Here is a 13,345-nt window from a genome sequence, read left to right on the forward strand (position 1 = left end):
ACAATCGGTCACCACCCTCTCAGGTGTTGAGAGGGTGCCGGAGCGAAGCGAAGGCGGGTGAGTTCATCTATGACAGCCGGCACATGTGAGACTGACTGACGAAACGATCCCATGCCGATTGTCTCTATCCAAACGTGAGAAGGCTCCCCTCGAAAGGGGAGCTCCCGCGAAGCGGGTCAGGGGACGAACCAGTCGGAAAGCTTCCAGGCAGAAACGACGAAAAGCAAAAAGAATGACAATGATCAAAGGGTCATATTTCCCCCCTCAGCCGCCTCCGGCGCCAGCTCCCCCAGGGGGAGCCTGACCATCGGGCGGCCTTTGGCCGCCGGATTCCATTTCCGCCCTATCAGTCTGCTTCGCAGCCAGCTTCCCCGAAGGGGAAGCCTTTCCGCGAAACTTTTGAGGCAACTCCGATGAAAAAGGTACGGCACAGATTCCGATTCCTTCAAGGCACATGTGAGACTGACTGACGAAACGATCCCATGCCGATTGTCTCTACTCCAAAGCGAAAAGGCGCCCCTCGAGATGGGAGCTCCGGTGCAGCCGGTGAGGGGGAACTGCACTTCCTGTTCAAAGTGCATATAAAACGAATCAAAAACGGACTGCCCTTCACATTATTACGTTACGCATGAAAATTTTTGTGTCATTTGTCATCCTTTCCATAGATCACCCCCTTCACCCGCTTCGCGGGAGCTTCCCCCGTTGGGAGACGCAAAACACCTCTGGCAGTTCCGTCTCCGAAAAAACATCCTGCACTTCACGTTCAAGACTCATACGAAGAAAATGAAAAGACTGACAATCGGTCACCACCTTTCCTGGGATGGAAAGGTGGCTGCGGAGCAGCCGGATAGGTTGTACCAGCGTCTAAATCGAAATGTGAGAGCCAAAGGCCGCCGGCAGAGCCGGCTATATAAATTGGTTTCCGCAGGAAACCATATCCTTCCCGAGATCCCCGACAACCCCGACAGTCCCGATATCCCCGAAACAAAAGTATCTACACCTGAAGAAATCCAATATAAAAGGGCGCCTATATAATTCCAAAGGCGCCCACCTTCCCGAAATCCGAAATCCGTCTTTGCCTCACAGCACTGCATCCAGCAGTCCCCTTACACCTCCAATGCGGTACGCCTCTTTGTACGGCCCTATTTCTTCCCTCATCATGGCATCCAGTGCCTGCATGCCCATGAATTCTACCGGCGCCTTATCGTCGGTGAAGATGTGGTCTCCCTGTGTATGGGGAGCGGCCGCCAGGCGGACTTCGCCCATGAGGGTGCGGAGGTCATGGTCTTTGAGAGAAAGACGGTTCTTTTCGAAGGAATCGGCCAGAGAGGAATCATTCCAGGCGTAGACTTCCCTGTTCGTCTGGTTCGGCACGTCTGCCGTATAGACGTGGGAAAAGGCGGTGCCCATGGAATTTAAGAGGTATTCGTTGATCTCTCCCTCTCCGTTCGTCTTGAGGTTCATATTCACCACCATCACGCCCGAGGGATTCAGATGGTCCCTGACGAGGCCGAAAAATTCCCGGCTGCTCATCTGGAAGGGAATGGTTATATCCTGGTACGCATCCACAAGGATTACGTCGTATTTCTCACCAGTCCCTGCGAGGAAAGCCCGCCCGTCGTAGGTGGTCACGGGAATATCGGAAGGAAGGTCGAAATATTTGTGGGAAAGCCCGGTGATGGCTTCGTCTATTTCCACCCCTTCGATCGCTGCATTGGGGAAATATTTCCTGCACTGGGAGGCAAAAGTACCGGTCCCCATGCCGAGGATGAGGATTTTCGGATTTTCCTTTTCAGAAATACCGGCCAGCACGGGACCTGCCAGGGCATAATCATAGTACATGCCCGTCAGTTCCTCCCCTTTCATGCGGATGGACTGGACGCCGAAGAGGACGTTCGTGGAAAGGATGGTACTCCTGGGCGTATCCCGCACCTGGAGGTAATTGTACATGGACTCTCCCTCATAAGTGAGTCCCTCCTGCCAGAAAGCGAAGTGGCTGGAAGAACCAAAGACGGAAGCTATGAGGAAAACCAGGACTCCCAGTGCCAGAGGTCCCTTATTTCCACCGCTGGAAATAAAGTAAATGAGGCCGATCACCAGAAGGACACCTGAGAAAATGATGAAAGTCACTGCCGTCCCGACTGCTGGAATGGTCACGAAAGTCGGAAGGAAAGTCCCGATAATGGACCCGATGGTATTGCAGGCACCCAGCATTCCTACGATGGAACCCGTGGAATCGAGGGAATTCACCGCATATTTCACAAGAGAGGGAGTGACGGTGCCCAGAAGGAAGAGAGGAAATACGAAAAGCACGAGGCACGTGAGGAAAGACGCCCAGATGAGGAGATGAATATCGATGGCTACGATGAGCATTCCTGCGATGGCCATGATGATATACTTTCCCACCAGCGGAATGAGGGCAATCCAGACCGCTGCGATGATGAGCCGCCGGTACAGTTTTGCCGGGTCCGGGTCTTTGTCAGCCAGTTTTCCACCCCACACATTTCCCAGAGCCATGGCAATCATAATGGTCCCGATGATCATGGTCCACACGATCTGGGACGAAGAAAAATAAGGAGCCATGAGCCGCGAAGCCCCCAGCTCCACAGCCATCACCGCCATACCGGCAAAAAACTCCGTAGCATACAGAAAATATCGATTCCGCAATATCGGCGCCCCGCCTGTTCCCATAGTCATTACCTCCCGTCGCTTTTCTTTTCCTACATTATAACGACGAAATTCGAAGCTGTCTAATGGGGACTGCTTACATAGAAATTACCGATTCCGAGAGAGGGTCCCATTGAAGTTGCCAGCTGCCAGAGTTCGCAGCAGGCCTGACTGTATTTCATGTATGCCGGTGCAGCTTAAAATCAATCATCCCATCGTGATTGTCGTGACTATCGTGGCTGCCCGGCAGGTGGCCGCCAAATTCATAGGGCGGCCCTTTTAAAATTTCCGCACTGCACAGCATAAGCTCAAATGAGGAAATCCATTAGCATGCTGCAGGGCACCTGTCCTGGATGGGAAGGTGTCTGCGGAGCAGACGGATAGGTGATATCGGTACAAGTCGGTAATGTCTCGCATGGAAGCTGCCAGTTCCGAGAGAGGGTCCCATGGAAGATGCCAGTTACCAGAGTTCGCAGCAGGCCTGACTGTATTTCATGTATGCCTGTGCGGCTTAAAATCAATCATTGCATCGTGATTGTCGTGACTGGCGTGGTTGCCGGACAGGTGGCTGCGGAGCAGATGGACAGTTGATAGCGGTACAAGGCGAAAATATGACAAAACCGGGACGAAAGGCCCCGCCTTCGGCAATCCTCCTGCAAGGAGGATTGACCCTTCAGACTGCCAGAAGCCGCAGGGGCTTTCCCACTTTCGAAACTTTAAAATTTTTTCACTTTCGAAAGTCATGATTGCCTCACAAACCAATTTTTATAGTGGGGCGCGCACGGGCTATTGCCTGCACTTGTGCTGAAGGGTTTCAGACAGGCGGTGTCTCTACACTTACGTCTTGCACCTGTATTCCCGGCCTCACGTGAATGTGTACCTCCGCACGAGGGAAAGCGTGTATTCCCGGCCCCGCGCGAAGAGTTTTCAGAAAATTTTCAAAATAAAATCACCCTTCCCATTCAGAAAGGGTGATTTTTTTACAGTCCCAGGTATTTATCGAAGAAGTTTTTGAGTTTATCGATGACCCGTTCTTTCTTTTCTTCTCTCTTTTTTCCGCCGGAGCCGAAGCGGGACATGCGGGGGAGGATTTTGACGATATCCGTGCCCAGGGTATTCAGTTCTCCGTCTGCAAAGGCGTTGTCCACGAATTTCCTGGTTTCTTCGTCTTTGAGGTTTTCGGACCGGATGATGTCTCCCAGTTCTTTTTCTTTTTCTTCTTTCACATAGATATGGAAATCGGAGGTGACGTCCAGGTCTACATCTTTGTTTACGTCCACCCGGGCGATGAATCCTTCGATGAGTTCTTTCTTGCTCCTGAGTTCTACGCTGGAATCGATGGAGCGGCGGATATTGGCAAGGAGTTCTTTATCCCTGCAGTGGCCTTTGTGGTATTTCGCTACCAGACGGATGATATAGTCGATATTGACTTCCACCTGCCGTATCAGTTCCATTTCAAAGACTACATCGTCATTGATATTTTCTTTTTCTTTCTGCCTTGGCTTCCATTTTTCGTGGAGCACGATGTACATGCTCTGGTAGTCCTGCATTTCCCTCTGTTTCAGCGGGTCCACTCCTTCGAACTGGTCGAAGGCGGAGAGGATATTCCGGAGGCGGAGGATCTGGCCCAGAAGCATGATGAAATCTTTCTGCGCTGCTTCGCTCGCGATTTCTTCTCCCGGCGGGTACTTGGCGCGGAGCTCCATGATGAGTTCCTTGTACCCTCTGTGCCATACTCCGTTTTCGTCTTTATATCCTTCGAAATAAGATTTGAAATCTTTGAGCACTACGATGCCCCGGGCGTCTTTATCTCCAAAGAGGGCGATCGCATCGTCTGTTTCTTTCTCCAGATTCCGGAAGCACACGATATTTCCATAAGTCTTCACGGAATTCAGGATCCGGTTCGTCCGGGAGAAGGCCTGGATCAGTCCGTGCATTTTGAGATTTTTGTCTACCCAGAGGGTATTGAGGGTGGTCGCATCGAAACCGGTGAGGAACATATTCACTACGAGGAGGATATCGATCTGCCGGTTCTTCATCCTTTGGGAAATATCTTTATAGTAGTTGTCAAATCCATCAGAGTCGGTGGAGAAATTCGTATGAAATACTTCGTTATAGTCGCTGATGGCCGAATCCAGGAAATCCCGGGACGTCTGGTCCAGTCTCGAAGTATCCATCTCTTCATCCGGCACCACCTCTCCCGGCTCCGCCTCATTGGGGGCATAACTGAAAATGGTGGCGATGGTGAGGTCTTTCCGCCTTTCCGGCAGCTGTTTCCTGAATTCCACATAGTATTTCTTCACCATGGGAATGGATTCGGCGCAGAAAATGGAATTGAAGCCGTTCACCCGCTGGCCTTTGAGGTCGTAGAAATTATTTCTCTTCGTTTTCTGGTTGAAATGGTCCAGCACGTAGGAAACGACTTCCCGCACCCGTTCCGGCGCCTGCAGCGCTTTCTGCTGGTCGATGGCTTCCACCTGCTTGTCCTTCATATCCTTCTTTGCATGGATAGTATTGATGTAATCGATGCGGAAAGGCAGGACATTTTTATCCCGGATCGCATCTACGATGATATAGGTGTGGAGACGGTCCCCGAAGACCTGCTCGGTAGTCGCAAACCGGGGATTGCCGTGGAGAAGGGCATTGGCCGAGAAAATAGGCGTCCCTGTGAAGCCGAAGATGTGGTATTTTTTGAAATGCTTCACAATGGCTGCATGCATATCGCCGAACTGGCTTCTGTGACATTCGTCGAAAATCATGACCACATGTTTCTTATAAATCTCATGGTCCGGATTCTTCTTGATGAAAGTATCCAGTTTCTGGATGGTGGTGATGATGATTTTCGCCTGCGGGTCGGAGAGCTGCTTCGTGAGGATTCTTGTATTTCTATTTCCATTGGCCGCTCCCTTCTGGAAACGGTCGTATTCTTTAATCGTCTGGTAGTCCAGGTCCTTCCTGTCCACTACGAAAAGGACTTTATCGATATAGGGAAGCTTCGTGGCCAGCTGGGCAGTCTTGAAGGACGTGAGGGTCTTGCCGGAGCCCGTGGTGTGCCAGATGTAGCCGCCGCCTGCAGTAGTTCCGTATTTCTTGTAATTGTTGGAAACTTCGATGCGGTTCAGGATCGCCTCCGTCGCTGCAATCTGGTAGGGACGCATGATCATGAGGATATTTTCTGCCGTGAAGATGCAGTACCGTGTGAGCAGGGAAAGGAGGGTGGACCTGGCGAAGAAAGTCTTCGTGAAATCCACCAGGTCGAAAATATTGTGATTCTTCACGTCTGCCCAGTGGCTGGTGAATTCGAAGGAATTGCTCGTCTTCCGGCTGTGCTTCCTGCCGTTTTCCGTCTGCTCCTTCACTGCGCTGTCTCTCGTGGTATTGGAGTAATACTTCGTCTCCGTGCCATTGGAAATGATGAAGAGCTGCACATACTCATAGAGCCCCGAAGAAGCCCAGAAGGAATCCCGCTGGTACCGGCGGATCTGGTTGAAAGCCTCCCGGATATTCACGCCCCGACGCTTCAGCTCCACATGGACGAGAGGCAGACCGTTCACAAGGATTGTCACATCATAGCGGACCTCGTGTTTCCCGCCCTTCTCCTCATACTGATTGATCACCTGGAGGGAATTATTGTGGATATGCTCCTTATCGATGAGGTAAATATTCTTCGTAGACCCGTCATCCCGGTGAAGGAGCTGGATATAATCCTGCTGAATCTTCCTCGTCTTCTCCAGGATTCCTTCATTTTTGGCGGAAATACAGGTCCTGAAGAAATCATCCCACTCCCTGTCGGAAAAAGTAATGCCGTTCAGCGCCGAAAGCTTCTGACGCAGATTGGAAATAAGGTCCTCCTCTGTGTGGATGGGAAGGTACTCATAGCCCTGCTGCACCAGCTGGGCGATAAAAGACTTCTCCAGCTCCGCCTCCGACTGGTAATGATCGGAATGGTAGCCGCCCTTCTCCGGCACATACTCCGCCAGCACCGTCTGCCGGCCGCCCTCCATCACCATATCATATGCCATGGTACACCTCCTCTCACGCTTTCCTCTTGAACGTCAATAACTTGTCCCGGTAATACTCGTACTGCTTCTCCCGGGCCTCAATCTCCGCCGGAAGACCGTCGGAAATATCGGAACAGAGAGTATCGAAATGGTCGAGTAATTTAACAATCTCTTTTTGCTTTTCAATACTGGGGAGCATAATCGGAAACTTTTTAACTGTTTGGGCATTAATATTGTTTTGAGAGCCCTGTCCTAATCCTTTCAAATTTTCATATTGATTAGTTACCCAATAATATACATATTTGTAAAGTGCTACTTGGTCATTTATTTCTAAATTACAACATGCCTGATTAGTAGTTAATGGAATTTCATTGATTGCGCTTTTACCAGCAGTTGCACCATACATAGCGATAATAACGCAGTGTTCGGGAATCCATTTTGCCGAAGAATTTTTTAAACCTTCTTCTGTAATAGAGACCCCTGTATTATAAATTGGCTTCCAATCTACTTCCTGTGTCCTTAACCAGGGAATATTTCCATTTTCATAATAAGTTCGAATAGTTCTCTTAGGCGTTCCGCCGGAAGTAATTGATTTACATATATCTTTCAACGTACAGCTGCGAATCTGGCTGTCTTTTAGACGAGATGAATCAAACGTCAGAATCTGATCCCGATAATATTCATACTGTTTCTTCCGGGCGGTCAGCTCGGCGGTCAGCTCGGCGGTCAGCTCGGTGAACATATCCAGTATACGGACGATTTCCTCCTGCACCGGGAGCGGAGGGACGGGAACTTCAAATTCCTCTGTGACTTTTAAAGAAATTTGTGGCAATGAACCCATACCAGATGCAGCCGACCTGAAATATTCTACGTTGTTTTTCAAAACATAGTAAAGAAATTTCACTTCAAGTGGATTATCAGAAGTATATGCCCACATTTCATTTTTAAATGTAAATGGTTGGTCATAATATACAGCATCTATAATTCCACGTGACTGCACTAAAACAGAAGGAACTCGAATAACATTCGCTTTAGGAATGTCTTTTTCAAATGCATTAATAACCGTTTTTCCACCAGCAAAAATTTTTATATCTCCATCCGCATTTTGAATTTCCTTCATTTTTGCAGCCGTGATGGGCGTCCCTCTTAAGCGTTGATAACAATCCTTTATTTTCTTATATTCCACCCCATCGGGGCAATAGTCCTCCAGCAGTTCTTCCAGTTTACTCATGGCCATCACCGCCTTCTATGTCCGCGATGATTTTGTCTATTTCTTCCCGGAGGACCTGTTCCCGGGCCACGATTTCCCTGATTTCCTGATTGAGGACTCTGATATCCACTTTTTCTCTCGTGTCTTCCGGTTCCACATAGGTGGAGACGGAGAGGTTGTACCCTTCCTGCTCGATATCCAGGGCGGAGACGAGGGAAGCGACGTGGTCTATTTCCTTTCTTTCCTTCCACCAGTCATAGATGTGAAGGATATTTTCTTCCGTCAGTTTATTGCTGTTCGTCACTTTGATGCATTCTTTCGATGCGTCAAGGAAGAGGACTTTATTATCGGGTCTGGACTTTTTCATCACCATGATGCAGGTGGCAATGGATGTCCCGTAGAAAAGGTTCGCCGGCAGCTGGATGATGCAGTCGATGAAGTTATTGTCGATGAGGTATTTCCTGATTTTTTGTTCCGCTCCGCCTCTATACATGACTCCCGGGAAGCAGACCACCGCAGCCGTACCGTCGGTGGCCAGCCAGGAAATCATGTGCATGATGAAGGCCATATCGGCCTTCGATTTCGGGGCCAGCACGCCTGCCGGGGAGAACCGGCGGTCGTTGATGAGTACTGCATTGTCGTCTCCTTCCCAGTGGATGGAGTAGGGCGGATTACTGACGATCGCTTCGAAAGGTTCATCGTCCCAGTGCATGGGCTTTGTGAGGGTATCGCCCAGAGCGATATCGAATTTATTGTAGTCGATATCGTGAAGGAACATATTGATGCGGCAGAGGTTGTAGGTGGTGAGGTTGATTTCCTGCCCGAAAAAGCCCTGGCGGATTTTATCCTTTCCCAGAAGCCTTGCCGCTTTGAGGAGGAGGGACCCGGACCCGCAGGCGGGGTCGTAAATCTTATTGATTTCCTTTTTCTCCCCGATGGCTATGCGGGTGAGGAGCTCCGACACCTCCTGGGGCGTGAAGAATTCGCCGCCGGACTTGCCCGCATTGGAAGCGTACATGCCCATGAGGTATTCGTAAGCGTCCCCAAATGCGTCGATCCGGGCATCCTTGTAGTCCCCCAGGTTCATATCTCCCACCGCATCCAGCAGCTTCACCAGTTTCTTATTTCTATCTTCCACCGTATTTCCCAGCTTGTTGCTGTTGACGTCCATATCCGAGAAAAGACCTTTGAGATCGTCTTCGGAATCGGTGCCCGCTGCGGAACTTTCGATGGCTGTGAAGATATTCATCAGTTTTTCATTGAGATCTTTGTCAGACTTATCCGCCGCTTTCCGCACATTTCCAAAAAGCATGGACGGAGGGATGAAGAAACCTTTCTCCTTTACAAGGTCCTCCTTTGCGTCCATTGCCTCCTCGTCCGCCATTTCCGCATAGTCGAAGGAAGGATCCCCCTCCCGCTCTCCGTCATTGATGTACTTCGTCAGGTTTTCGGAAATATACCGGTAAAAAAGCATGCCCAGCACATAGGACTTGAAATCCCAGCCGTCCACGCTTCCTCTTAATTCCGTGGCAATATTCCAGATCGTGCGATACAGCTCCGCCCTCTCCTGCTCTCTATTTCCTTCCATGTAGAACCCCCCCGCTTTCAGATTAATGTATTTCCTTTCTATTATTATATCGAAACCGGAGAAGGAAATGTGAGCCAAATCCAAAAGTCTCCTTCCAAACGAAATAGAAAATAAACCGCATAGAACTGCCAGTTCCGGTGGCGGGGCTCGCCGTGGTGAGGCTAACTCACGAATACCGCCTCTGACTCTATCCGTAAAAAAGACAACTGACTCGGAATCTATTACGTAACGCTTGGAGTCTTTCCAGTCACTTATCATGCTTTCCATCGTACGCCCCCTCACCCTTTGGGAGCTCCCCGGACGCGGGGAGCACGTCATCAGCGATAACCGGCATCATCCCCGCCTGTGCAGAGTCCCCATAAATAATCAGCGGCCATCAGGCCGCCACCTTCACGAACCACGAATCACGAATCACGAAATCTCGATGCTGACAATACCGGGGCTCGCCGTGGTGAGGCTAACTCACGAATACCGCATCTGCCTCTATCCGTATAGCTGAAAATTGACTCAATAAAAAAGCCTGCGCACAGTCCCCATAAAAAAATCGTCGGCGCATCAGCGCCGACACCTTCACGAACCACGAATCACGAACCACGAAATCTCGATGCTGACAATACCGGGGCTCGCCGTGGTGAGGCTAACCCACGAATACCGCATCTGACTCTATCCGTATAGCTGAAAATTGACTCAAAAAAAGAAAATCCCCCGACTGGATAGACAGGGGGAATCATGGCAGTATAGATCAATCGGCTGCAGGGACTTTGGCCTGGACACGCAGGGACGGAGCTGCCGTATGACGGAGGTGGCCGGCAAGTTTGTCATGTCGTGAGGTTACTGACGCTTGATTTTTGTCTTTCAATCGGGGGATTTTCTTGATTTTGTTTTCATACCGGTATGAGTGAGGAGGAATCCGGCCCGCTCCGCCCTTCCGCCCGGTTCGATCGAGTGTGCACATCCGAGGTTCTGAAGGGTTTCGCAAGGCTTTCTTCGTTTCTCTGTCTATATAGTACAGAAAAGGAAATTTATTTTATTAGATTTTCGTTAGAATTTCTGAATTCGTACGTACCTTTATCTGGCAGCGTCCAGTCTGTTCATTCATAACTACAAAGGCTGTGGAAAAATAAAAAAGCGTCCGTTCCGAAGGCCTGTGTGGACTGGTAGAATAATTTTACAGACATATGGTATAATCTGTCCGAGGCAGTCGGTAAAAAGGCTTTTCTCTCCCGCAAGGGAGGTGATGCTATGAGCATTTACGAAGCTTTATCCCTGATGATTGCTTTCGGTTCGCTGATAGCATACATCATGAGGAATAAGTAATGTAATTTCAGGCATTGAAAAAAGCCTTCCATAGGCTTAGGAGGGCTCTCTTCAACTTCAGTATGATCAGAGAAAGCCGTTCCACCCCCATGGAATTTACCGACTGTCTCTTTTCTATGGACATTATATCATATTTTTTCAATTGATGACATCATTTTCATCCCGGACTCTACCCATTAAATTCCAGACTTTGATATGTGCGCTGGCACTTCCATGGGGAAAGTATCTCCAGAAGAGAGCGCTGCGCTTCCTCCGCTCCCCGCGCGGGGCCGGGAATACACGTGCTCTTTCGTGCGGAGGTACAGTTTCCCGTGAGGCCGGGAATACAGGGACGAGCCGAAAGTGTAGAGTCACCGCCTGTACAAAAAAATCCTCAACGAATACTGGCAACTGGGAACTTCCATGGGACCCTCTCTCGGAATTGGTAACTTTTATGCGAGATATTATCGACTTGCACCGCTATCACCTATCCGTCTGCTCCGCAGACACCTTCCCATCCAGGACAGGTGCCCTGCAGCATGTTTTCTGTATGAGTCAGTTACACTTTGTACCTGTAGTGCAGTATATAAAAATTGCGCGGCCCTCTGCTGCTGCGCCACCTCGGGAGCCTGACTGTTACGCCTTGAACGGGCTTTTCACACCCGCCTGTGCAGAGTCCCCATAAAAAATTCGTCGCCCCATCAGGGGCGACACCTTCCCGCAATCCCCAATCCGCAATCCGCCTTCCGAATACCGCATCTGACTCTATCCGTATAGCTGAAAATTGACTCAAAAAATTATTTCCCACTCCAGGGGACGAGTTTCTTTTCCAGAAATTGCAGGAATAAATTGAAGACGAGCCCCAGGAGGGAGAGGACGATGACTCCTGCCATGAGGCGTTCTGTGATCATGAGGTCCCCATAGTGGAGGATGAGAGCTCCTATGCCCTGTTCGGCGGCAATCATTTCTGCTGCCACGAGGAGGAGGAGGGCGGTGCCTGCTGCAATCCTTAGGCCTGCGAAGATCATGGGGAGTGCATAGGGCAGGACTACGTGTTTCATGGTGTAGCCCCAGCCTGCGTGGAAGGAGACAGCCACTTTGATGAGGAGCGGATCCACGTGTTTCACTCCGGAGTAGGTATTCATAGCTACCGGGAAAAATACGCCCAGGGCGATGATGGTGACTTTTGAAACTTCACCGATTCCCAGCCACAGGATGAAAAGAGGGAGGAGGGCGATTTTCGGTATCGGGTAGAGGGCATTGACGATGGGATTGGCCATTCTGTCAATGAGGGCCGATGTGCCGGTCAAAAGGCCCACGAGGAGTCCGAAGGCTCCGCCCAGGAAGAAGCCCATGAGGATTCGATAGAGGGACGCGGCGAGGGATACGCCTATTTCTCCATCCTGAATCATCTGGAAAAGGGCTTTCACGATGGTGGTAGGCGCCGGAAGGAAGAGGGAGGAAACGACTCCTGCCCGGCAGATGGCTTCCCAGATGCAGATGAGGATGGCCGCCGAGATGAAGGAAACCACGGGGGTGTAGGATTTCTCCCACCGTTTCATTTTATTTTCTACTTTATATTTGTTCATCCCTGCACCTCCGTCATGGCTTCCAGGGCATCTTTGGAAATATGTTCCCAGATCGTATTGGTGAGGGAAGCGATTTCTTCCGCGTGTTCCGGCTTGTCCCTGTCCGGTCTGGGGATGGAGATGGGAAGAATCTGTCTCACTTTGCCCGGGCGTCTGGAAAGGAGGACCACCCGGTCTGCCAGCATCACGGCTTCCTGGATATTATGGGTCACGTAAAGGGTGGTGAGGCGCGTCTTTTCCCAGAGGGAGACCAGTTCCTGCTGCATGATGATGCGGGTCTGCGCATCCAGGGCAGAGAATGGTTCATCCATGAGGAGAAGGTCCGGATTGATGGCCAGGGCCCTGGCGATGCCTACCCTCTGGCGCATGCCGCCGGAAAGCTGGTGGGGATAGGATTTCTCAAAGCCCTTGAGACCGACCAGGGAAATATAATGGTCGATCCGCTCTTTCCAGTCTTTCTTCGGAAGGACTTTTCCCGCATCCAGGCCAAAGGCGATATTGTCATACACATTCCGCCAGGGCATGAGGCCTGTTTCCTGAAAAACGATGGAAACCCGGGGTTCTGCCTTCAGGTCTTCCCCGGTGAAATAGACGGACCCCTTGTCCGGCGAAAGAAGGCCGGCGCAGATATTGAGGAGGGTGGATTTCCCGCAGCCCGAAGGGCCGACAAGGGCCACGAACTCCTCCTTGTGCAGGGTGAGGTCGATATCCTCCAGCACCGGCAGCACTTTCTTTCCATTCTGAAAGTGCTTGCTCACATTTTCGATGACTACTTCCATAGTGACTCCAGAAATATTTTTGAAACTTTATATTGAAATAAGCTGAAATAAAAATCAGGGCGAATCGGATTGGGGATTTCGGATTGCGGATTGCGGGAAGGATATGGTTTCCTTCGGAATAAAATGGTCCTAGGAAATTGGACACGGGAAACTGGTATCCCCGAACATAGGACAGGGTAAACTGGAAAATCCCTTTGCCATGGACACTCTACTCC

Annotated in this window: 9 protein-coding genes; 2 read left to right on the forward strand and 7 right to left on the reverse strand. The window is 50.3% G+C overall.

The genetic code is table 11. The annotated features are described in order from the left end of the window. Positions 1 to 702 precede the first annotated feature (702 nt). On the forward strand, positions 703 to 1,035 hold the full coding sequence (locus QZN42_RS08795) for a hypothetical protein (RefSeq protein WP_296956678.1): 333 nt from the start codon (positions 703 to 705) through the stop codon (positions 1,033 to 1,035). 45 nt (positions 1,036 to 1,080) lie between these two features. Here QZN42_RS08795 and QZN42_RS08800 read toward each other — a convergent pair whose 3' ends face one another. From QZN42_RS08800 to QZN42_RS08820, 5 genes are all read right to left on the reverse strand, one after another. After that, positions 1,081 to 2,691 (reverse strand): spermidine synthase, encoded by a 1,611-nt coding sequence (locus QZN42_RS08800; RefSeq protein WP_296956681.1) that lies wholly within the window; start codon positions 2,689 to 2,691, stop codon positions 1,081 to 1,083. Positions 2,692 to 3,159: 468 nt separating this feature from the next. Beyond that, positions 3,160 to 3,411 carry a hypothetical protein gene (locus QZN42_RS08805; RefSeq protein WP_296956684.1) on the reverse strand — a complete coding sequence of 84 codons (252 nt, stop codon included), beginning with the start codon at positions 3,409 to 3,411 and terminating at the stop codon, positions 3,160 to 3,162. A gap of 236 nt (positions 3,412 to 3,647) precedes the next feature. Beyond that, positions 3,648 to 6,689: a type I restriction endonuclease subunit R gene (locus QZN42_RS08810; protein ID WP_296956687.1), complete on the reverse strand. Its 3,042-nt coding sequence runs from the start codon at positions 6,687 to 6,689 to the stop codon at positions 3,648 to 3,650. Between the two features lie 13 nt (positions 6,690 to 6,702). Further along, entirely contained in the window at positions 6,703 to 7,899 is a 1,197-nt protein-coding gene (locus QZN42_RS08815; protein ID WP_296956690.1) for a restriction endonuclease subunit S, read from the reverse strand. Further along, positions 7,892 to 9,466: a type I restriction-modification system subunit M gene (locus QZN42_RS08820; RefSeq protein ID WP_296956694.1), complete on the reverse strand. Its 1,575-nt coding sequence runs from the start codon at positions 9,464 to 9,466 to the stop codon at positions 7,892 to 7,894. The genes QZN42_RS08815 and QZN42_RS08820 overlap by 8 nt, the downstream gene beginning before the upstream one ends. Positions 9,467 to 10,708: 1,242 nt before the next feature. On the opposite strand from QZN42_RS08820, the gene QZN42_RS10175 reads away from it, so the two are divergent. Further along, positions 10,709 to 10,783: a putative holin-like toxin gene (locus tag QZN42_RS10175; protein WP_363916598.1), complete on the forward strand. Its 75-nt coding sequence runs from the start codon at positions 10,709 to 10,711 to the stop codon at positions 10,781 to 10,783. 776 nt (positions 10,784 to 11,559) lie between these two features. On the opposite strand, the gene QZN42_RS08825 is transcribed toward QZN42_RS10175, so the two are convergent. Further along, positions 11,560 to 12,351 (reverse strand): ABC transporter permease, encoded by a 792-nt coding sequence (locus QZN42_RS08825; RefSeq protein ID WP_296956697.1) that lies wholly within the window; start codon positions 12,349 to 12,351, stop codon positions 11,560 to 11,562. After that, positions 12,348 to 13,130, reverse strand: coding sequence for an ABC transporter ATP-binding protein (locus QZN42_RS08830; protein WP_296956700.1), 783 nt, complete (start codon positions 13,128 to 13,130; stop codon positions 12,348 to 12,350). Before QZN42_RS08830 ends, QZN42_RS08825 begins: the two co-directional genes overlap by 4 nt. Positions 13,131 to 13,345: the final 215 nt, after the last annotated feature.

The organism is uncultured Dialister sp., assembly GCA_900314595.1.
Classification (GTDB): domain Bacteria; phylum Bacillota; class Negativicutes; order Veillonellales; family Dialisteraceae; genus Dialister.

Excerpts from the sequence above, each read along its gene's own strand:
- QZN42_RS08800 (WP_296956681.1), bottom strand. The coding sequence starts at position 2,691 with ATGGGAACAGGCGGGGCGCCGATATTGCGGAATCGATATTTTCTGTAT.
- QZN42_RS08805 (WP_296956684.1), bottom strand. The coding sequence starts at position 3,411 with ATGACTTTCGAAAGTGAAAAAATTTTAAAGTTTCGAAAGTGGGAAAGC.
- QZN42_RS08810 (WP_296956687.1), bottom strand. The coding sequence starts at position 6,689 with ATGGCATATGATATGGTGATGGAGGGCGGCCGGCAGACGGTGCTGGCG.
- QZN42_RS08815 (WP_296956690.1), bottom strand. The coding sequence starts at position 7,899 with ATGAGTAAACTGGAAGAACTGCTGGAGGACTATTGCCCCGATGGGGTG.
- QZN42_RS08820 (WP_296956694.1), bottom strand. The coding sequence starts at position 9,466 with ATGGAAGGAAATAGAGAGCAGGAGAGGGCGGAGCTGTATCGCACGATC.
- QZN42_RS08825 (WP_296956697.1), bottom strand. The coding sequence starts at position 12,351 with ATGAACAAATATAAAGTAGAAAATAAAATGAAACGGTGGGAGAAATCC.
- QZN42_RS08830 (WP_296956700.1), bottom strand. The coding sequence starts at position 13,130 with ATGGAAGTAGTCATCGAAAATGTGAGCAAGCACTTTCAGAATGGAAAG.